17 protein-coding genes are annotated in these 20936 nt (G+C 39.9%); 6 read left to right on the top strand and 11 right to left on the bottom strand.

Going from position 1 to position 20936, the window contains the following annotated elements; translation table 11 throughout:
• Positions 1-77: 77 nt before the first annotated feature.
• Complete coding sequence (gene sstT / locus BKK54_RS04460) at positions 78-1322, bottom strand: serine/threonine transporter SstT (protein WP_077541902.1); 1245 nt, start codon at positions 1320-1322, stop codon at positions 78-80.
• Between the two features lie 265 nt (positions 1323-1587).
• Here sstT and BKK54_RS04455 point away from each other — a divergent pair, with 265 nt between their 5' ends.
• Positions 1588-2031 carry a LexA family protein gene (locus BKK54_RS04455; RefSeq protein ID WP_077542052.1) on the top strand — a complete coding sequence of 148 codons (444 nt, stop codon included), beginning with the start codon at positions 1588-1590 and terminating at the stop codon, positions 2029-2031.
• A 97-nt stretch (positions 2032-2128) separates the two neighbouring features.
• On the opposite strand, the gene lpxM is transcribed toward BKK54_RS04455, so the two are convergent.
• From lpxM to seqA, 7 genes are read right to left on the bottom strand one after another with little or no spacing between them, the layout of a single operon-like run.
• On the bottom strand, positions 2129-3085 hold the full coding sequence (gene lpxM, locus BKK54_RS04450) for a lauroyl-Kdo(2)-lipid IV(A) myristoyltransferase (protein ID WP_077541900.1): 957 nt from the start codon (positions 3083-3085) through the stop codon (positions 2129-2131).
• Positions 3086-3115: 30 nt separating this feature from the next.
• Positions 3116-3883, bottom strand: a complete 768-nt coding sequence (locus BKK54_RS04445) for a TSUP family transporter (protein WP_077541898.1) — start codon at positions 3881-3883, stop codon at positions 3116-3118.
• A gap of 29 nt (positions 3884-3912) precedes the next feature.
• Positions 3913-4773 carry a penicillin-insensitive murein endopeptidase gene (gene mepA / locus BKK54_RS04440; RefSeq protein ID WP_077541896.1) on the bottom strand — a complete coding sequence of 287 codons (861 nt, stop codon included), beginning with the start codon at positions 4771-4773 and terminating at the stop codon, positions 3913-3915.
• A 13-nt stretch (positions 4774-4786) separates the two neighbouring features.
• Entirely contained in the window at positions 4787-5860 is a 1074-nt protein-coding gene (aroC, locus tag BKK54_RS04435; RefSeq protein WP_077541894.1) for a chorismate synthase, read from the bottom strand.
• A 17-nt stretch (positions 5861-5877) separates the two neighbouring features.
• A complete protein-coding gene (gene mscK / locus BKK54_RS04430; protein WP_077541891.1) occupies positions 5878-9222 on the bottom strand; it encodes a mechanosensitive channel MscK in 3345 nt (1114 codons plus the stop codon).
• A 7-nt stretch (positions 9223-9229) separates the two neighbouring features.
• Positions 9230-10627 (bottom strand): o-succinylbenzoate--CoA ligase, encoded by a 1398-nt coding sequence (menE, locus tag BKK54_RS04425; RefSeq protein WP_077541889.1) that lies wholly within the window; start codon positions 10625-10627, stop codon positions 9230-9232.
• Complete coding sequence (seqA, locus tag BKK54_RS04420) at positions 10596-11246, bottom strand: replication initiation negative regulator SeqA (RefSeq protein WP_077541887.1); 651 nt, start codon at positions 11244-11246, stop codon at positions 10596-10598. The genes menE and seqA overlap by 32 nt, the downstream gene beginning before the upstream one ends.
• Positions 11247-11315: 69 nt before the next feature.
• Between seqA and BKK54_RS04415 the strand changes: the two genes are divergently transcribed.
• The 3 genes from BKK54_RS04415 to fur all read left to right on the top strand — a co-directional run bounded on the left by BKK54_RS04415 (position 11316) and on the right by fur (position 13200).
• Positions 11316-12101 (top strand): alpha/beta fold hydrolase, encoded by a 786-nt coding sequence (locus BKK54_RS04415; RefSeq protein WP_077541885.1) that lies wholly within the window; start codon positions 11316-11318, stop codon positions 12099-12101.
• 101 nt (positions 12102-12202) lie between these two features.
• Positions 12203-12727, top strand: a complete 525-nt coding sequence (gene fldA, locus BKK54_RS04410) for a flavodoxin FldA (protein ID WP_077541883.1) — start codon at positions 12203-12205, stop codon at positions 12725-12727.
• 20 nt (positions 12728-12747) lie between these two features.
• Positions 12748-13200, top strand: coding sequence for a ferric iron uptake transcriptional regulator (gene fur / locus BKK54_RS04405; RefSeq protein WP_077541881.1), 453 nt, complete (start codon positions 12748-12750; stop codon positions 13198-13200).
• Positions 13201-13241: 41 nt separating this feature from the next.
• Here fur and BKK54_RS04400 read toward each other — a convergent pair whose 3' ends face one another.
• Together BKK54_RS04400 and BKK54_RS04395 are read right to left on the bottom strand one after the other, a co-directional pair.
• Positions 13242-14807: a peptide ABC transporter substrate-binding protein gene (locus tag BKK54_RS04400; protein WP_077541879.1), complete on the bottom strand. Its 1566-nt coding sequence runs from the start codon at positions 14805-14807 to the stop codon at positions 13242-13244.
• A complete protein-coding gene (locus BKK54_RS04395; RefSeq protein ID WP_077541878.1) occupies positions 14800-15204 on the bottom strand; it encodes a YbaN family protein in 405 nt (134 codons plus the stop codon). Before BKK54_RS04395 ends, BKK54_RS04400 begins: the two co-directional genes overlap by 8 nt.
• 115 nt (positions 15205-15319) lie before the next feature.
• On the opposite strand from BKK54_RS04395, the gene prlC reads away from it, so the two are divergent.
• Positions 15320-17359, top strand: a complete 2040-nt coding sequence (gene prlC, locus BKK54_RS04390) for an oligopeptidase A (RefSeq protein WP_077541876.1) — start codon at positions 15320-15322, stop codon at positions 17357-17359.
• A 135-nt stretch (positions 17360-17494) separates the two neighbouring features.
• On the opposite strand, the gene fabB is transcribed toward prlC, so the two are convergent.
• Complete coding sequence (gene fabB, locus BKK54_RS04385) at positions 17495-18715, bottom strand: beta-ketoacyl-ACP synthase I (protein WP_077541874.1); 1221 nt, start codon at positions 18713-18715, stop codon at positions 17495-17497.
• Positions 18716-18903: 188 nt separating this feature from the next.
• Between fabB and mnmC the strand changes: the two genes are divergently transcribed.
• Positions 18904-20913 carry a bifunctional tRNA (5-methylaminomethyl-2-thiouridine)(34)-methyltransferase MnmD/FAD-dependent 5-carboxymethylaminomethyl-2-thiouridine(34) oxidoreductase MnmC gene (mnmC, locus tag BKK54_RS04380; protein WP_077541872.1) on the top strand — a complete coding sequence of 670 codons (2010 nt, stop codon included), beginning with the start codon at positions 18904-18906 and terminating at the stop codon, positions 20911-20913.
• Positions 20914-20936 lie beyond the last annotated feature (23 nt).

The raw sequence follows: 20936 nt of genomic DNA, 5'->3' as shown, positions 1-20936 counted from the left end.
ACTAGACCGCACTTTGTATAGCGAAATCTAAGCCAGAAAAATAAAGGCGGATTTTCGCCCGCCTTATAAAAATTGAATTATGCGTTATTTTTACGCTCTTCTTCCATACATACTGCTGCTGTAAATAAAACATCGGTTGATGAATTCAATGCGGTTTCGGTCGAATCTTGCAAAATACCGATTACAAAACCGACACCAATCATTTGCGCTGCTACATCATCAGAAATACCGAATAAGCTACAGGCTAATGGGATAAGTAGTAAAGAGCCACCGGCAACACCTGATGCACCGCAAGCACAGAGAGCCGCAACCACACTTAATACCACCGCGCTGACAAAGGAAACTTCTATACCTAGCGTATGCACCGCTGCTAAAGTTAATACGGTAATAGTAATAGCGGCACCCGCCATATTGATATTCGCACCCAATGGAATTGCCACTGAATAGGTTTCTTCATCAAGATTTAAACGTTTAGCTAAACCAATATTGACCGGAATGTTTGCCGCAGAGCTGCGGGTGAAAAATGCCGTTACACCACTTTCACGCACACAAGTCCAAACCAATGGATACGGATTCTGGCGAATTTTCCAGTAAACTAAAATCGGATTAAGAACAAATGCAGTAAAGAGCATTGCACCAATTAAGACCGCTAGTAAATGAATATAACCGCCTAAAGCTGCTAACCCCTTATCAGATAAGGTTTCTGAAACCAAACCAAAGACCCCAAAAGGCGCAAACGAAATAATAACGTGGACAATTTTAGAAATGCCCTCTGCAAAATCTGCCACCACTTGTTTTGTTGTGTCAGAGGCATGGCGAAGTGCCAATCCCAACCCGATTGACCAAGCCAATACACCAATAAAGTTGGCTTTAAAAATCGCATTTAATGGGTTATCGACCACATTAAGCACCAAGGTTAATAATACCTGAGCAACAGATTGTGGCGCGGAAGTCACATCTTCTTTTACCGATAATGCCACTTCTGAAGGAAAAAGCATACTCGCAATCACAGCGGCTAATGCAGCTAAGAATGTCCCCAAAAGATAAAGCACAATAATCTCTTTCATATTACTCTTTGAGCCAACCTTTTTATTCGCCAATGCAGCCATAACGAGGAAGAAAATCAAAATTGGCGCAACGGCTCGAAGTGCTTTGACAAAAATTTGCCCTAACACACCAATATTTGATGCAAGATCGAAACCAAATGTTTGTTCAATGCTTGGGTTAACTAACGCAATGAGGATCCCGAGGATAAGACCAATGGCAATTCGTTTGACTAAACTACCTTGAAAAAGAAAATGAAATAAACGTGATGTATTCATAATAAATTTAAATAAAAGTATGGTTAAACTTCAGATCATGGCTGATCCACCTAAGCAAACTAAAGATAGCTTAAATTCTATCTAAAAGAAAACCTTTTCTTTCATTTTTTGTCATGGGTTCATCATTTCTAGCTATTCATTATATTTTTTCTAAAATTTTGCTTAATAAAAAAATTTTTTCTATCCAGTGTTGACAACCTGTATAGAACAACAGTATATTTTACCTGTACAAAAAACCATGACTTAACCAAGGAAAAACAAGATGATGAACTACGCAAATACCGTTACCCAAAATAAGATGACGTTTTCTTATCATCCAATGCCATTCTTTAACGATATTGAAAAAAGATCAAAATTCAGTAAAAAACTTGATTTAAATCTCTATTGTATCAAGCGTCCACAACAAACTTGCTTTATTCGTGTAACGAATCCCAATATGCTTGCTTGGGGGATTGAACAAGGTGATATGCTGATTGTTGAAAAAAATGATCGTATTTCTGTTGGTGATCTTGTTGTACTAGAAAGTGAAAATGAATTTCATCTCTATGAGTTTATTACTCATCATGATGAATTTATTTTTATGGCTTTGGATTCTCAAATGCAAAATATCAAAACGAAAGATTGGGCGTCACTACCGATTATTGGAACCGTAACAAATACAATCCACCAAATTCAGCCAAAACGTCATACTCTAGAATTCTCAGCTTAATCTAAGCTATGTAGCAATTTTTTGTCACTAATACCGATACCCCCCACAGTCCCTAGAAAAAGTGCGGTTAAAACTGACCGCACTCTTGTTACATCAACTAATCATAAAGATCATCACCATCTTTACGTGTTCTTAATAATTGTAAAATCCAAACATATTGTTCTGGGGTTGGGGTGACAAAAGATTCAATTTCTTCATTCATTGCCCGAGCTGATTTTTCAGGTTCATCACTCAGCGCCATGGCAGAGTGAATTTCTATTTCATACCTACCGCTTTTGGCGTTATAGCGAGGAAACATTGGAATCACAACGGCTTTAGCAAGTTTTGCCATTTTATTTAGCCCCGGTAGGGTTGCTTTATAAGTAGCAAAAAAATCAACAAATACACTTTGTTCTGCACCAAAATCTTCATCGGGCAAATAATAGCCCATTTCTCCTTGACGGACACTCGTCAAAAAAGGCTTAATTCCATTTTGACGGGCGTGCATTTTTCCGCCAAAACGCTGGCGGACGATTGTCCACAACCAATCCACTAAAGGATTACGATGTGGGTTATACATAGAAGTCATAGGCATTCCATGTGTATGTAGAATAATACCGGAAGCATCAATCGCCCAGCCGTGCGGTACCATTAAAATAATGTTATTGCCCGCCTCCTTTGCATTTCGGATATGCTCAATACCAATAAATTCACTGCGTTTTTGCAAATGTTTTTTAGAACGAACAGCAATTTCACCAATGCCAAACATCACTTGTGCGACTACGGCAAACATTTCATCAATAACGTGCTCTCGCTGCTGTTCTGTCCACTTCGGAAAACAATAGCTCAAATTAATTTGAGCACGCTTACGCTGTTTCTTTGCCTTATGCCCAATCCATACACCTAATTTTGCTGCAAATTTATCGCGCAAACGAAATGGTATAAATGCTAATAAAAGCAAAAGGAAAATACCTAACCAAATACCCCAATATTTTGGTTTTAAATACGACCACGAAAAGTGCGGTTCATAGCCCACTCGTGCAGTTAAACGAATATTTTGCTGAGAATCTGTCATACTAAAAACAATGGCGGAATTAACCGCACTTTAAATATTAAACCAACCTTGATCGTATGCCATTTTTACTGTCATCAAAAACGACATAACGACTACCATAGGGCGAATAAGCGTTTTACCTTTTGTCATCACCATTTTAGCGCCCAAATTTGCCCCAATCATGCCTCCCACCATCATCACGATTCCTACAATCCACAAAATTTGTCCACCGGCTAAGAAAAGCAAGAAAGAAGCAAGGTTCGAGGTAAAGTTCATCACCTTCGCATGGGCTGTCGCTTTAGCAATATTGAAACCTAACAATGTAATACACGCCAAGCCCATAATAGAGCCCGTTCCCGGTCCGAAAAAGCCGTCATAGAAACCTAAAAATGGGCTAATGGCAAAACCAAAAACCACATAAGTTAAACGTTGTTTGCGATCTTTATCTCCCAATTTAGGCGTAAAGAGAAAATACAATCCAATTGCTAAAATTAAAAATGGCAAAATTTTCTTAAAAACTGAGACATCAAGCAATTGAATCAAGATTGTGCCTAAAGCCGATCCGATGAAAACACAGAGTAGGATAAACCAAACTTCCCGTAAATTGACCGCTCTTTTACGTAAAAAATAGAGACTGGCAGAAAATGCGCCTCCCATCGCTTGTAATTTATTTGTCCCCAATGCCACAGCCGGTGGCATCCCCGTCATAAGCAGGGCTGGAATGGTAATCAAGCCGCCTCCGCCTGCAATCGCATCAATAAATGCGGCAACAAATGCCACAACAAATAATATTGCTAAAATATCAACGCCCAATTCCATACCATGCACTCTATGATTTGCCTATAAAATTATTCTAACCATTCACTTCGATTTGGCGAAGTCAATATTTGTTGGCATAAAAAGGGTTCAGGCGGTAAAACTTTTGGCTTATTTGAGCCCGTACTTGGTTTTGCAGGTTCAAACCAAGAATAAAGTTCATCACCACACCCATCACCAGACGGAACCGGTGCTTGATCTTCACAATGAACAGCCTCTGCAGGACATTTTAAACGGACATGAAAATGTGAATCATGCCCAAACCAAGGACGAATTTTGTGTAACCAACTACGATCATTACCTGCTGTTTGACATAATTTAAGCTTAATTGCCGGATTTACAAAAATACGGGTCACGCCATGATCCTGAGCCGCAAGCTTAATCAATGTTGCATGGTGATGATTCCATACCCGCTCATCAACCCGTTGTGCTTTTCTATCAACCACTAACAAGCCCTTCCCATCTGAATTTAATGCATCTGCATCGGACATTTCGCCCATGCGTAACCAAATATCCGCATCTAATCCCATTTGATGGCTAGCGTGTCCGGTCAGGAAACGCCCTCCGCCCGGCATAGCAATATCCCCTACAAGCATTGTTGGTAATCCTGCTGCTTTCACCCTTTCCCCCAAACGTTTGAGATATTTAATCATCTCAGGATGGCCATAATAGCGGTTACGATTCATTCGGATAACTTGATAGCCATCACCCTTAGCCGGTAAAGCTTCAGCCCCAATAATACAACCGTTAGAATAACTTCCAATTGGCTGTGCCTTTCCGTTCTCACTGGGAATAGGGCGTTTAATTTGCTGCCAATCTTGAGGAGAAGACTGCACGCTTAAAGAAAAAAGTGCGGTTAAAATAATCGAAGTTTTTAATACGATTTTATTCATTTCACTCGCCTTACTACTTACATTGTGCCTTAAAACGTAATAAGTGATCCAATAACACAATGGCAACCATCGCTTCCGCAATAGGTACGGCACGAATTCCCACGCAAGGATCATGGCGACCCTTTGTCACCACCTCCACTGCTTCGCCATCAAGGTTCACAGAACGTCCGGGGATCGTAATGCTTGAAGTCGGTTTCAATGCAATGGTGGCAATAATCGGCTGACCGGAGCTAATCCCGCCCAAAATACCGCCTGCGTGATTACTCTCAAAACCATTTGGTGTTATTTCGTCACGATGCTGACTACCACGCTGTCCCACCACCGCAAAGCCATCGCCAATTTCTACGCCTTTCACGGCATTAATTCCCATCAAGGCATGAGCCAAATCGGCATCCAAGCGATCAAATACAGGTTCACCTAAACCAACCGGCACATTTTCAGCAATCACCGTGAGTTTCGCACCGATGGAATCCCCTTCTTTTTTCAGCGCTCGGATTAATTCATCAAATTTTTCAACCGCACTTTCATCAGGGCAAAAGAAAGGGTTACTCTCCACAGTTTCCCAATTAATTTTCCCAACCGTTTGTGGTGCAATTTTCACCTCGCCGATTTGACTTAAAAACCCCCGTACTTCAATGCCAAATTGTTCCCTCAGGTATTTTTTCGCAATCGCCCCGGCTGCGACCCTCATAGCCGTTTCACGTGCGGAAGAACGTCCGCCACCACGATAATCACGAATGCCGTATTTTTGTTGATAAGTAAAATCGGCGTGTCCGGGACGGAAACGATCTTTAATTTCACCATAATCTTGAGAACGCTGATCCGCATTTTTAATGATCATTCCAATGCTTGTACCGGTGGTTTTTCCTTCAAATACACCGGATAAAATTTGCACTTCATCTGCTTCCCGACGTGCCGTGGTATAACGAGATGTACCGGGTTTACGGCGATCTAAATCAGGCTGAATATCCGCTTCAGACAGCGTCATATTAGGTGGGACACCATCTACAATACAACCGAGTGCAATACCATGAGATTCGCCAAAAGTTGTTACACGGAAAAGTTGTCCTATTGTATTACCTGCCATATTTTACCTCTCATACTCTACGACTTTTTCTTAGATAATGTTGTTGCATTAACATCAACGAACGGAATTTCTTCACCGGTATCATTATTTTTAATAAAGACATCAAGCTGATTGAACGCAATATCAATATTATTTTCAGCAAAGAGTTCATTGATACGGCGATTAAGCCCATCCGTTGTATTGGTTCGATCGGATATTTGCCCCACATAAACACGTAATTCGTGATCCAATGTGCTTGCACCAAAGGACAAAAATAGCGCTCTCGGTTCAGGATCTTTTAATACGGCCGGTTGCTCATTTGCCGCTTGGAGGAGTAATTTTTTCACTAACTCTAAATCTGAACCGTAAGCGACTCCAACCGTCACAACCAAGCGGGTCATCGTACTGGAAAGCGCCCAGTTAATTACCTGACCGGTCACAAAAGATTTATTTGGTACGATCACTTCTTTACGATCAAAATCAATCAAAGTAATCGCACGAATACGGATTTTTGCAACCGTTCCACTCACCCCGTTGATTGTCACAGTATCCCCGACTCGAATCGGGCGTTCAAATAATAAGATAATACCGGAAACAAAGTTTGCAAAAATTTCCTGCATACCAAAACCAAGCCCCACGGAAAGTGCGGCAAATAACCATTGTAATTTTGACCAAGACATCCCTAGCGTAGCAAATGCCCACGCCCCACCAATCGCAATGATGGTATAAGTTAATAATGTCGTAATCGTGTAGGGCGTACCTTGCGATAATTTCAGACGAGAGAAAAGCATCACTTCTAAAATACCGGAAATATTTCGTACCAAAACATAAGTAATCACGACAATGATCATCGCGACCAGTAAATTGAAGAGCGTGATACTTTCTGTCACATTTGCGCCATCAACAACAGAAACCTGTTTCCATAATGTAATATCACGTAGGTAGCTTGCTACGGTAATGAGATCCGACCATACAAAGTAGAAAATTGCAAATAGCGCCGTCCAAATAAAGAGATCGGCAAAACGTAATAACTGGCTTCTAACTTCATTTAACGCTAATCCTTCCTCTTGATCAGTCATCACAACCACATCATCTGAAGGTGAACCATCGTTAAATTCTTCTGCTTTTTGTTTCTGTTTTTCAATTAAGCGACGATGAGCCAAACGGCGCGAAGATACTGTAATTCCCCGATAAATTACATGACGTAAAATAAACCAAACACACCAAGCAATATAGGAACTAATAAGATGTTGAATTAAATTCAACACCGTATAGTAGTAGCCTAATGCCACTAAGATAATAAATCCAATTGGCGTGATCTGTAACAAGATTTGGATTACTTTTACAATGACATTATTATGTTGTGACTGGTGTTCTTCATAAGCACGCAACGCTCGATTAAAACGAGGCGCAATAATCACAACACAAAAAATAAGCGATGCAATTGTATTTAATTCGCCTAAAACATCGTTGGCTAACCCATTATCCATCACATTGCTAAATACCGAGGTATTTAATAGCAGAACAACGGCAATGATAATCCGTTTTACCACACCGCGAAACTTTTCCGCATCCTCTTGGGCAAAACCAAAATGACGTACAAAAATACCATTTGGACGAAAAATTGCGAACCATACATTAAAGAACCACCAATAACCGGCCATTCGGAATGACCAATCCCAGAATTCTTGCGGATTACGAAAGAAGAAAAATCCAATTAATTGGCAGATTGCTAAAAACCAAAGTGTGCCGGACAAATTTAACAAAACAGTTAATATCAACGCCATCGGCGTATGCCATTGTGTATCGGATCGAAGCGTATTGATTTCACCGTTAATCATCGCCAAGCGTTGTTTAATTCTTGGTTTGAATTTAAAAATTGCACCGCCAATGACTAAAAGGATAAATGCATAAGTCAATAGAGAAGGTAAATTGTCATAATTAGTGGGAAATCCTAAATGCTTTACCATTCCGTTAAACTGTGCACTTAACGATTTTGGCAACATTTCCAACCAACTCAAATTAATCGGATTGTTACTTTTCACCCAAAAACTTTGCTGCTCCAATTTTGATCCAATTTGATCACTAATTTGTGTAATTTGTTGCTGGGTTAATTCTAAAGAAATCGCTAAATTGAGTTGGTTATTTAATGACTTAATGAGATCTGAACCCATTTTACGGCGTTCGGTTAATAAAGTTATTAACTGTGTTTTTTCCGCTGCCGTAAAAGTTTGGTTTTCATCCGACTCAACTTTTTTAATATAAGTATCAAGATCATACAGCTCATTACGACGTTGCGTAATATCAAAAATCTGTACACGTAAATCTGCTATTTGCTTTGATAAACCTTGAATATTTAGATTAGTGGGTAATTTTTGTTTCTGTTGTTGAATAATACGAGAAAGCACTAATGTCCCTTGTAACGCACTAATTTGCTCATTAATGGTGCGTTGCGTTTGTGTCAAATTATCTAACACATTACGCATTCTAAGCTCATCTTGCGTTAAGGTATTTGTTTTTTCCGTCTGTTCTAATAAAAATTGACTTAACTGAGCATTAAGCTCCAATACTTTCTGAATATAATCATTTTTAACCGCACTTTGCTGCTGTTGTTGAGCCTGTTCCACTTTATCTTGCGTTTGTTCAAGATTTTTTTGATTAATCGCCTCTTGTACTGCCGCAATTTGCTGTTGCTGAAGTTGCTGTTTCACACTCAATAAGTCATAACGGCTTTGATAAAGTAAGGAAAGCTGATCACTGTTTTTTAACAACGTTTGACTATAATTATTTTTAAGTTCAATCAGCTGTAATTCCAGCTGGTATTGCTGTTGTAATACACTATCTAACGAACTATCGGAAAGTTTCTGATTTAACGTTTGGCTACGTTTTAAATTATCCGCCAATGCAGTTTGTGCTCGTTCTGACACAGCACTCTGTCCCGCCACCAAGGCATTCGCAGCATTTAACTCGCTTTGAGTATCTTGCTGTTGGGCACTAAGTTTACTCAGTGTTTCCTGTAAATTATCTAATGAGGTTTCCTTATAATTATCAGGTTTCTCCTGCCCTAAATTTTTCTTAAGGTTCTGTAAATCCGTATTATTTTTTTGAATTTCCGCATCGGCTTGATTAAGCGTATCATCGAGTGTGTCATTCGTTTTTTGCTGTGTTTGAATTTGCTCTAGCAAATCAAGAGAGGTTTGCAATTGCTCAATGCGTGCTTTTTTAAGCTCCGCATCATCAATTTTTTGTGCTGCCTCCAAATCCAATTTTAAACTTTGCTCAGTTGGCGAAGATTTTGCCTGTTCCGCCATAACAGAATGAGGCAAAGCCAATCCCATTACAAGGCTTACAGAAAGTGCGGTTAAAAAACGTGGTAATTTCATATTCTTCCTATTCATAGTTTTCTGTGCTAAACCATTGAGTCAGCACCTTACGGGAAATTTTAATTGCCCCCGATTGTAAATTTTGAGGCAATGGATAATAAGCGATCGGTTGCTTAAATCGTGCTAAATGTTCTTGTAAAAAAATGCGTAGTTTTTCGACCGCACTTTCCGTGAAGTGTTCATAAAATTCAAGGACAGCAATCGGTCTTGCGCCAAACTCTGAATCCTTTTTTGGCAAAACAAATACTTGTTTCACCCAATTTGATTGCAATATCACACCTTCAATTTCTTCCGGCTGAATATTTTCGCCACCGGAAATGAACATATTATCTAAACGCCCCACAACGACTAATTCATTATTTTGCCAAATCCCCTTATCTTTTGTTTGTAGCCAACCTTGTTGATTCGTGAGAGGAATAATTTCCCCCATCTTCCAATAACCTAATGCCAGCCCTGCACCTTTCAACCAAATTTCCTCATTCACCAGTTGAAATTCACGTCCTAAAAGTGGTTGCCCAACACCGGGTAAATGATCCGACAATTTAGCACAAATTGTTGATGCCATTTCCGTCATACCATATCCGCTGTAAGCTTGGATACCATATGCACGAATTGATTGAGTCAACGTTAGTGGAATATGCGCCCCACCTAATAAGATATGGCAGGTTTTAAAATGGGATTGGGGGTGCTGAACGAGATAATCAAGCAAACGTTGAAGCTGTGTTGGCACTAATGACACATGGGTTGTTTGTAATAATGATTGATAAAAATCGCTTTGTGGAAAATGTAATTCCCCACCACAAAGTAACCAACGCCAAACAATCCCCTGCCCTGAAACGTGATATAAAGGTAATGACAATAACCAAGATTGCGATGAATCAAAGTGCATTAATTGACACACGCCACGAGCATTATCCAAATGCGATTGAATATGATGCACGACCGCCTTAGGCAATCCACTCGATCCTGATGTCAAGGTCATAGTTGCCGGGCGAAAAAAATCAGCCTGAGGAAATTCTACCGATGAATGTCCATCAGGAATATCCAATAAATCCTCATCAAATAAACATAAATCAATGTCGTATTCACGGCATAATTCATTAATTTTATCTTTTGGAAATGCAGGATTTAACCCCAGAATTTTGGCACCAATCTGAATTGTTGCAAGATAAAGAAAAAGGATCGATTCAGTATTTTTGCTACAAAAAGCAACTGCACTTTCTGATGTCAGCCCCCGAGATTGTAAAAATACCGCTGTTTGATCGATCTTTTCCCTAATCTCTCCCCAAGTAAAAACATCACCCTGCGATGAACGCAAGGCGATTTTATCTCGGTATTGAAGTGTATTGGCAAGTCGTTGCCAAGGAAAAAATTTAGTTACTGACAAAATAGGTTCGCACTTCATCAATCAAGCTTTCCGGCAAATCCATGGATTGCATCGCCCCCTCTAACATCAACATTTTCCGACCACTATTCGTATTAGTTATAACCCAATAGGGCGTATCCGGAATTTGTTTCGGCTTGGTATGATTCCCCGCCATTAACAATGTTGCTTCATCACGTGCAAAGTAAACACGGGTACGACCTTGTAAGGATTCTGTCGCCTGTGCAAAACTTTCCGGATTGGTGCGGTAAAGCACGCGTAAAACCGCTAAAAAACGCACAACAGCTTTTGTTTCTTCCTTAAATTCTGAAGAACTTAATAAAGCACGAACATTATCTGAGATCCGGCTAATCGCTGTCTCCGACTGTTTTCTCGCTGTTTTCAACTGTGTTAGATCTTTCGATGTCGGCTCAGGCTGGATTTGAGGTACATTAGCCTGTTTCATCTCTTTGGGTAAAACAACATCAGATTTAACCGCACTTTTATTTGTTTCATCAAAGGAAACAAAATCCAAGGTACGGCTTGGATTTGCAGGTAAATTCAGCAAACGGCGAAGAATATCGGAAGCACTTTCACCAATAGACTGGGTTTGTTTTGCAATGTATTGGTATAACTCTTCATCAACTTCAATAATCTTCATTTTTATTTCTCCCTTTGCTAAAATTCTTGCCATTATAACGATTTCTCAACGAATTCTCACGCGAAAATTATGCCAAGCTCTCAATTATTAAACTATCAATTTCATCAACCAAAACAAGTAAGTAAACATCCTACCTTAGTGTTCATCCACGGTTTATTTGGCGATATGAATAACCTTGGTGTTATCGCCCGAGCCTTTAGTGATGATTACAATATTTTACGGATTGATCTCCGCAATCACGGACAAAGTTTTCATTCAGACTCAATGAATTACGAACTGATGGCAAGAGACGTATTCGCACTTATTCAACATCTTAAGTTAGATAAAGTGATTCTGATCGGCCATTCTATGGGTGGGAAAACGGCCATGAAATTGACCGCACTTCATGCCGAGATTGTAGAAAAATTGATCGTCATTGATATTGCGCCTATCATCTATGGACATAACGGGCATCAAGATGTATTTCAAGGTTTATTCGCTGTAAAAAATGCTGCACCACAAAATCGCCAAGAAGCCAAACCCATTTTGGAAAAAAATATTCAAGATCCTGCCGTTGTACAATTTATGCTGAAATCTTTTGATCCCACTTCACCTGAATTTTTTCGTTTTAACTTAAGTGCGCTTTTTAACCAATATCATCATTTAATGGATTGGCAAAATGTGGAGGTGTCTATCCCCACTCTATTTATTCGAGGAGGCAATTCAGCCTATATAAAACCGGAAAACACCGACACTATTTTGGTACAATTTCCTCATGCGACATCATTCACGATAAACGGCTGTGGACACTGGGTTCATGCTGAAAAACCAGACTTTGTTATCCGAGCAATCAATCGATTTTTAAATAAGAATTAATTGATTCAAATGAGAATTGATTTATGCTATAGTTCGCCCAACTCGCAGGGCTTTGCCCCTAAGTTTTATAGTGATTAAGTATTTATTTAAAGGAAAGAAAAATGGCAGTAGTGGGTCTATTTTATGGCAGCGATACAGGCAATACCGAGAATATCGCAAAAATGATTCAAAAACAGTTAGGCAGTGAATTAGTAGATATTCGTGATATCGCCAAAACCTCAAAAGAGGATATTGAAGCCTACGATTTTTTACTTTTCGGGATTCCAACTTGGTACTATGGTGAAGCCCAAGCGGATTGGGATGATTTTTTCCCAACCTTAGAAGAAATCGATTTTACTGATAAATTAGTCGCAATTTTCGGCTGTGGTGACCAAGAAGACTACGCTGATTATTTCTGCGATGCAATTGGTACAGTACGTGATATTGTCGAACCTCGAGGGGCTATCGTTGTGGGCAACTGGCCGACTGAAAACTATACTTTTGAAGCCTCTAAGGCACTCTTAGAAGATGGAACCTTTATCGGTTTGTGTATTGATGAAGATCGCCAGCCTGAACTCACCGCTGAACGCGTGGAAAAATGGTGTAAACAAATTTATGAAGAAATGTGTGTAGCCGAGCTCGCTTAACTATCATGAAAGGAAACTTTATGTCTGAAGAAAATATTAAATTGCTCAAAAAAGCCGGGTTAAAAATTACCGAGCCTCGTTTGACTATTTTAGCTTTAATGCAAAGTCACAAAAACGAACATTTTTCTGCAGAAGATGTATATAAAATTTTATTAGAACAAGGTAGCGATATTGGTCTTGCTACCGTTTATCGTGTACTGAATCAATTTGATGAAGCACATATTTTAATTCGCCACAATTTTGAAGGAAATAAATCAGTTTTTGAACTTGCTCCGACGGAACACCATGATCACATTATTTGTGAAGACTGTGGTAAAGTCTTTGAGTTTTCCGATAATCTCATTGAGCAACGTCAAAAAGAAATTAGCGAACAATATGGCATAAAATTAAAAGCTCACAGCCTATATCTTTATGGAAAATGTAGCGATATAGAAAAATGCGAAGAAATTACAAAGAAAGATGATAAAAAATAGTCTGTAAAAAGTGCCCGCTTTCATATGAAGCGGGTATTTTACTATTGAGCGATATTCACTTTTCGCCATAAATCTTTACTATAAATCGTCCCAACCGGATTCTTTTGCCAGCCCATTAAAGAAGAGGAAATATAAACCGGTGTAGTGTATTGGAATATTGGAAGAACCAAATTTTCTTGCTGAATAATTTCACTTAATTTTAAGTAAATTTCCGACCGCTCTTTTTCTGATGTACTTTTTAATGCCTGTTCAAACAGCTGATCATATTGTTGATTGGAATATCCGCTCTTATTATCGGGGCTTTTTGAATAAAACAGTCCTAAAAATGCTGCCGGATGGTTAAAATCACCACACCAGCCCGAACGAATTAGTTGGAACTCACCTTTCGTACGCTTTTCTTGTAAAGCCTGCCAGCTCATCTCATGGTTTTCAATACGTAACAAATCTGATTCCGATAGCTGACGAGCTAGACGGTTCGCAATGTTTCGATGAACGAATGTATCATCATAACTTATCTGCAAAACCAATGGCTGTTTCTCTGTAATACGAGCTTGTGCTAACAACGGCTCCGCCACCACGGGTTCCCAACGAGAATCTATCCCATGTAACATTGCTTTTGGTAAAAAGTAAGAACTCGGAATCGCATTAGGCATTTCATTATCCGTGATACCTGTGACAGACAGCAATGAAACAATCGCCTTTCTTATCAAAGGATTCTTTAACTTTTCCTCTCGCAAGTTAAATTCGTAGAAATAGCCACATAATTGAGGAAAGTATTGAATATTCTCTGTTGTTTGAACAGGTGACCAAAGCACATCTAATTTCGACATTGGGGTTGTGTTATAAAGCACATAATCCACGGTTTTAAATGAGACTAGCTCTTTTTGCCAATACTGTGAATTTTTAATTAAATGTACCCCGTTTTCATCATGTGATGAAAGACGATAAGCACCGTTTGATACCCATAGATTTGAGTCATGATATCGTGGCAATAAGGCAATATGCGCCAACATTTCAGGTAAATAAGGCGTAGGTTTATCCAATGAGATCAACAAAGTGCGGTCGTTTTTAGCTACAATGCCAAGACTTTCAGATGGCAATTTTTTCTCTAATACGGCTTTCGCCTCTTTCAAATTTAAATACAATAAATAAAATCTCAGCGGGCTTTCAGATTGAGAAAGCGCTTGCCAAGAAAGCACAAAATCTTGCGCAGTTAGAGGCATCCCATTCGACCATACCAACCCTTCACGTAAAACAAACTTCCAATTTTTATTATCTTTCGTTTCCCAACTTTCTGCCGCCCCCGATACAATATGACCTTGTGCATCATAAGCTGTTAATCCTTCAAAAAGATCACGAATTAAAGAAATTTGTTCCATCTCTTTCACTTGCCACGGATCTAAAATGGGTTGATATTTCATTCCACGTGTCAGTTTCTCACGATCATATTCTGTATTTTTTTGTAGAGAGTGCTCTTCTTTTAAAACAGAAGAGACAACTTGATCTTGATTAGATTTTTGGCTATTTAGCTTATCACAGCCATTCAAAGCTAAAATAACAGAGAAAACAACCGCACTTTTTAAGCCTGTTAATAAAGCACTATTCATTTTTTATATCATCTTTCTGTGTATCTTTCATTTTAGTTTCCTCTTCAGTTTTAACCCAAAAGAAGAAGAACCAATATTTCACAATAATCAAGACAACAATAACACTGCGTCCTATCAGACTAGGCGTAAAATAGAAGCCGATTAGTAATATTAACGTTGCAAATGTTAAAATTGAACGCTTTGTTTTTTTCGTCATCGCTCGGCGTTCATTAAAAGACTTCAAATGTTTTTGATAGATAGACGTACCAAGAAACCAAGTTTCCAAACGCTTAGAACCTTTCGCAAAGAAAAATAATGTCAATAAAAGAAATGGCGTAGTAGGTAAAATCGGAAGAAAAATCCCCACAATACCGAGCACAAGGGAAAGAAGCCCTAATAAAATATAAATGTACTTCATAATGTTCCTAAATTGTTTAAAGGCGAGCCATTATTACCGATTTTTTAGATTTTTCAACCTTGATATTATAGAATCTGCCGTCACATAAGAAACAGTTTTCAAAAAGGAAATCATTATGTCAAATCCATTACTTAACATTCAAGGCTTGCCGCCTTTCTCACAAATCAAACCGGAACACATTCAACCTGCTGTTAAAACACTTATCCAAGATTGCCGTGATACAATAGAACAGGTGTTAAATCAACCGCACTTTACTTGGGAAAATTTCATTTTACCTTTAACGGAAGTAAGCGATCGTCTCAGTCGTGCTTGGTCGCCGGTTTCCCATTTAAATTCAGTAAAAAACAGTCCTGAGTTACGCGAAGCCTATCAGGCTTGCTTGCCTCTGCTTTCTGAATACAGCACCTGGGTGGGTCAGCACAAAGGGCTTTATAATGCGTATTTAGCACTCAAAAACAGTCCTGAATTTGCCGCTTATTCCGTGGCTCAAAAAAAGGCAATTGAAAATGCCTTACGGGATTTTGATCTTTCCGGTATTGCTTTATCGGAAGAAAAACAAAAACGCTATGGTGAAATTTCAGCAAGATTATCCGAACTCAGTTCTCAATTCAGCAATAATGTGCTTGATGCAACAATGGGCTGGGAAAAGGTGATTGAAAATGAAACAGAACTAAAAGGACTGCCTGAATCTTCATTGCAAGCGGCAAAACAATCTGCCGAAAGTAAAGGTTTAAAAGGCTACCGTTTTACCCTTGAAATTCCAAGCTATTTACCGCTCATGACTTACTGTGAAAACCAAGCACTACGTGAAGAAATGTACCGTGCTTACACCACTCGTGCATCAGAGCAAGGCCCTAATGCCGGCAAATGGGATAACAGTAAAATCATGGAAGAAATTCTCACCTTGCGTGTAGAATTGGCGAAATTACTCGGTTTTAATACTTACACCGAACTTTCCCTTGCAACTAAAATGGCGGAAAATCCACAACAAGTGCTGGATTTCTTAGATAATTTGGCGAAACGCGCCAAACCACAGGGTGAAAAAGAATTGGCTGAACTCAAAGCCTACTGCGAAAAAGAATTTGGTGTCACAGAACTTGAACCTTGGGATATCGCTTTCTACAGCGAAAAGCAAAAACAACATCTCTACACCATCAATGATGAAGAACTACGTCCTTATTTCCCTGAAGATCGTGTGCTATCCGGTTTATTTGAACTGATTAAACGTATTTTCAACATCCGTGCGGTAGAACGTTTTGCTGTGGATACGTGGCACAAAGATGTACGTTTCTTTGATCTTATTGATGAAAACGATCAGTTACGTGGTAGTTTTTATCTCGACCTTTATGCCCGAGAAAACAAACGTGGCGGTGCTTGGATGGATGATTGTGTCGGCAGAAAACGTAAACTTGATGGTTCTATTCAAACACCGGTGGCATATTTAACTTGTAACTTTAATGCGCCTATTGGCGATAAACCGGCATTATTTACCCACGATGAAGTCACCACCCTTTTCCACGAATTTGGTCATGGTATTCACCATATGCTCACACAAATTGATGTATCTGATGTGGCTGGCATTAACGGCGTGTCTTGGGATGCGGTGGAATTACCAAGCCAATTTATGGAAAATTGGTGCTGGGAAGAAGAGGCACTGGCATTTATTTCCTGTCACTACGAAACGGGCGAACCTTTGCCAAAAGAAAAATTAGTACAACTATTGAAAGCAAAAAACTTCCAAGCTGCCATGTTTGTTTTACGCCAACTGGAATTTGGCATTTTCGATTTCCGTTTACATCACACGTTTGATCCGGAAAAAATGAATCAAATTCTTGATACCCTCAAAGCAGTGAAATCACAGGTTGCGGTCATTAAAGGGGTTGATTGGGCAAGAACACCGCATAGCTTCAGCCATATTTTCGCAGGCGGCTATGCTGCAGGCTATTACAGCTACTTATGGGCAGAAGTGCTCTCCGCCGACGCCTACTCACGCTTTGAAGAAGAAGGTATCTTTAACCCAATTACCGGAAAATCTTTCTTGGACGAAATCTTAACCCGTGGCGGTTCAGAAGAACCAATGGAACTTTTCAAACGTTTCCGTGGGCGTGAACCCCAGTTAGATGCCCTGTTAAGACACAAAGGTATCGCTAATTAAGCATAATCAAAAGCCCTGAAAATTCAGGGCTTTTTTATAGATAAAGTGCGGTCATTTTTCAGTGCATTTTACCCATAAAAAAATCGCACGATATTGCTACCGTGCGATTTTTCTTTTTATTATTGGTACACTCGATTAACCATTGTAACGTTTAAAGATTAGCGTCGCATTCGTACCACCAAAACCGAAGCTATTTGACATCACCGTTTGCAAACCGGCATTTTCTCTCGTTTCGGTCACAATATTGCAACCTTCCGCCGCTTCATCTAAGGTTTCAATATTAATGCTTGGCGCAATAAAATCATTATCCAACATTAATAAGGTATAAATGGCTTCGTGAGCGCCTGCTGCACCTAAAGAGTGGCCGGTCATAGATTTTGTCGATGAAATTGCCGGCACATTAGCACCAAACACATTTTTGATTGCCCCCAATTCTTTCACGTCCCCAACCGGTGTTGAAGTGCCGTGAACATTAATGTAATCAATTGGGGTATCCACTGTCGCCATCGCTTGTTTCATACAACGTTCTGCCCCTTCACCGCTTGGTGCAACCATATCATAGCCATCCGAAGTCGCGCCATAACCCACGATTTCCGCATAAATTTTTGCACCGCGAGCAAGGGCGTGTTCTAATTCTTCCACTACAACAACAGCACCACCACCGGCAATCACGAAGCCATCACGGTTCGCATCGTAAGCACGGGAGGCTTTTTCCGGCGTATCATTGTATTTGGTAGAAACCGCTCCCATTGCATCAAACTCGGTCGCACATTCCCAAGATAACTCTTCCGCACCACCTGCAAAGACAATATCTTGTTTTCCTAACTGAATTAACTCAACAGCATGTCCAATACAATGTGCCGACGTCGCACAAGCAGAGCTGATAGAATAGTTTACGCCACGAATTTTATAAGGCGTTGCAAGACAGGCAGAAACACTTGATGCCATGGTTTTCGTTACGGCATAAGGCCCTATTGCCTTCACACCACGAGGACCACGTGCCGCATCGCAAGCAATTAATTGATTATGTGCCGATCCTGTTCCTGCCCCAATGACTAAACCTGTACGATCATTGGAAACCTGTTCTTCCGTTAACCCCGCATCTTCAATGGCCTCACGCATGGAAAGATAAGCATAAGCTGCCGCATCACCCATAAAACGATATACTTTACGATCAATATGTTCACTTGGATCTAATTTAATCGTGCCTGCAACATGACTACGCATTTTCATCTCAACAAATTCAGGCACAATTTCAATACCCGATTTTCCTGCTTTTAATGATGCAAGCACTTCCTGTTTATTGTTACCGATACTGGAAATAATACCAAAGCCTGTAATGACAGCTCTTCTCATTGCTTCTTCCTTTTTGTTTCATATGTCAAAATAACGGCTCAAAACTACTACGAAATAAAAATATTTCAAGTAATAATTCATTTGTTCGACCAGTTAGAGACTGTAAAATTCATACCGCCAACAAATTTCAATAAGCCGGAAAATTCCGTTATTATAAGTCAATTCAATAATGCAAGAAAGGAATAAAAATGCTCGCCGTTCAGTATGCAGACATTCATTTTAATGAACAACATACCCCCGTTTCCAACCAATTTGATGATGTTTATTTTTCCAATTACGATGGATTGGCAGAAACGGATTATGTATTTTTACAGGGCAATCAATTATGGGAACGTTGGCAAGATCATCAACATACTCACTTCACCATTGCAGAAACCGGTTTTGGTACAGGGTTAAATTTTTTTACCACTATCCAATTATTTCGAGAATTTCGCAAAAAATATGTCAATGCACCTCTCAAACGCCTCTATTTTATTTCTTTTGAAAAATATCCGCTAAAACCGACCGCTCTTCAGCAAGCCCATTCGGCATATCCGCAATTTGTCGAATTAAGCCAACATTTGCAATGCTACTGGCGCTCACCGATTAAAGGCTGTCAACGCATTCATTTTGATGAAACCACCCTTGATTTATGGTTTGGTGATGTGAAGGACAATTTACCGCGACTTGGCGATTATATGAACGAAGGCATTGATGCTTGGTTTTTAGACGGTTTTGCGCCTAGTAAAAATCCGGATATGTGGAATGAAAACTTATACAACCAAATGTATCGCTTCACCAAACCTAACGGTACATTCGCTACCTTCACAGCAGCAAGTGCGGTCAGAAAAGGGTTAGAATTCGTAGGGTTTGAGGTAAGCAAACGTAAAGGATTTGGTAAAAAACGGGAATGTTTGAGCGGACAAAAAAACCAGCCAAAACCGACAGCACTTTCCGCCCCTTGGTATCTTCCTCAATCGGCAAAGATGGAAAAACAAGATATTGCCATTATTGGCGGAGGGATCGCCTCATTATGCACCGCTATTTCATTGCTCAAACGAGGGGCGAAAATTACCCTTTATTGTGAAGATGAACAACCTGCACTCAATGCTTCCGGCAATAAACAGGGGGCGTTTTATCCGCAGCTCAGCGATGATAATCCTCTCACCATCCATTTTTACCTTCACGCTTTTTCCTATGGCAAACAATTGCTTGATTGGGCAATGAAACAAGGCATTGAATTTGAACACGAATTTTGTGGCGTAGCATTATGTGCCTATAACGAAAAAAGTGCGGCCAAATTAGAAAAGATTTCTCAATTGGGTTTGCCTAATGAAATCTTTGAAATGCTGGATGCGGAGGCATTAAGCGAAAAAGTGGGGTTGCCTCTTTCTTGCGGAGGGGGATTTATTGCTCAAGGCGGATGGCTTGCGCCCCGTCAATTTGTGCAAAACACCTTTTCGCTACTTGAAAAATGCGGTGTGAAAATCAAAACTTCGCAAAAAATTACCGCACTTTCGCAAACGGAACAAGGTTGGCAGCTGATCAACACCCATCACGAAGTCATAGAACACGAAGTCGTCATTCTCGCCAACGGCTATAAAATTACCGATTTTTCTCAAACGGAAAAACTCCCCCTTTACCCGATTCGAGGGCAAGTCAGCCAAATTCCCACCGGTGAAAATTTACGAAAATTAAAATCCGTGCTTTGCTACGATGGCTATCTTACCCCTGTCGATCACGCCAAAACCAGCCACTGTATTGGCGCAAGCCATATTCGTGATAATACGGATCGCACCTTTAGCGAACAGGAACAACAGGAAAACCAACAAAAACTGCAGCAAAATATTGCACAAAGTTGGACACAAGAGGTTGATACCTCAAGCAATCTTGCGAGAGTTGGGATTCGTTGCTCCGTACGGGATCTTGCTCCTATGGTAGGAAACGTACCGAATTTCACCCAACAATGTGAAAATTATCAGAATCTTTTTAACCTCCGCCGCCGCAAACAAGCTATTCAAAGTGCGGTCAATTTTCCGAATCTTTTTCTGTCCGCCGCACTAGGATCACGAGGTCTCACCTCCGCCCCTCTGCTCGGCGAAACGCTGGCCTCGCTCATCTATGGCGAACCTTTGCCTTTAGGAGAAGAGATTATGCAAAACTTATCCGCCAATCGTGCTTGGGTGAGAAAATGGTTGAAGGGTTCGGAAGTGAAATAATGTTTTTCAAAAAATCCTATATC

Origin of the sequence: Rodentibacter genomosp. 1 (assembly GCF_001999285.1) — a bacterium.
Classification (GTDB): domain Bacteria; phylum Pseudomonadota; class Gammaproteobacteria; order Enterobacterales; family Pasteurellaceae; genus Rodentibacter.
This window is presented reverse-complemented; position numbering and strand designations above follow the sequence as displayed.

What these genes read in the sequence shown, in the direction of transcription:
- sstT (WP_077541902.1), bottom strand. Translation starts at nt 1,322, where the DNA reads ATGAATACATCACGTTTATTTCATTTTCTTTTTCAAGGTAGTTTAGTC.
- BKK54_RS04455 (WP_077542052.1), top strand. Translation starts at nt 1,588, where the DNA reads ATGAACTACGCAAATACCGTTACCCAAAATAAGATGACGTTTTCTTAT.
- lpxM (WP_077541900.1), bottom strand. Translation starts at nt 3,085, where the DNA reads ATGACAGATTCTCAGCAAAATATTCGTTTAACTGCACGAGTGGGCTAT.
- BKK54_RS04445 (WP_077541898.1), bottom strand. Translation starts at nt 3,883, where the DNA reads ATGGAATTGGGCGTTGATATTTTAGCAATATTATTTGTTGTGGCATTT.
- mepA (WP_077541896.1), bottom strand. Translation starts at nt 4,773, where the DNA reads ATGAATAAAATCGTATTAAAAACTTCGATTATTTTAACCGCACTTTTT.
- aroC (WP_077541894.1), bottom strand. Translation starts at nt 5,860, where the DNA reads ATGGCAGGTAATACAATAGGACAACTTTTCCGTGTAACAACTTTTGGC.
- mscK (WP_077541891.1), bottom strand. Translation starts at nt 9,222, where the DNA reads ATGAAATTACCACGTTTTTTAACCGCACTTTCTGTAAGCCTTGTAATG.
- menE (WP_077541889.1), bottom strand. Translation starts at nt 10,627, where the DNA reads ATGAAGTGCGAACCTATTTTGTCAGTAACTAAATTTTTTCCTTGGCAA.
- seqA (WP_077541887.1), bottom strand. Translation starts at nt 11,246, where the DNA reads ATGAAGATTATTGAAGTTGATGAAGAGTTATACCAATACATTGCAAAA.
- BKK54_RS04415 (WP_077541885.1), top strand. Translation starts at nt 11,316, where the DNA reads ATGCCAAGCTCTCAATTATTAAACTATCAATTTCATCAACCAAAACAA.
- fldA (WP_077541883.1), top strand. Translation starts at nt 12,203, where the DNA reads ATGGCAGTAGTGGGTCTATTTTATGGCAGCGATACAGGCAATACCGAG.
- fur (WP_077541881.1), top strand. Translation starts at nt 12,748, where the DNA reads ATGTCTGAAGAAAATATTAAATTGCTCAAAAAAGCCGGGTTAAAAATT.
- BKK54_RS04400 (WP_077541879.1), bottom strand. Translation starts at nt 14,807, where the DNA reads ATGAATAGTGCTTTATTAACAGGCTTAAAAAGTGCGGTTGTTTTCTCT.
- BKK54_RS04395 (WP_077541878.1), bottom strand. Translation starts at nt 15,204, where the DNA reads ATGAAGTACATTTATATTTTATTAGGGCTTCTTTCCCTTGTGCTCGGT.
- prlC (WP_077541876.1), top strand. Translation starts at nt 15,320, where the DNA reads ATGTCAAATCCATTACTTAACATTCAAGGCTTGCCGCCTTTCTCACAA.
- fabB (WP_077541874.1), bottom strand. Translation starts at nt 18,715, where the DNA reads ATGAGAAGAGCTGTCATTACAGGCTTTGGTATTATTTCCAGTATCGGT.
- mnmC (WP_077541872.1), top strand. Translation starts at nt 18,904, where the DNA reads ATGCTCGCCGTTCAGTATGCAGACATTCATTTTAATGAACAACATACC.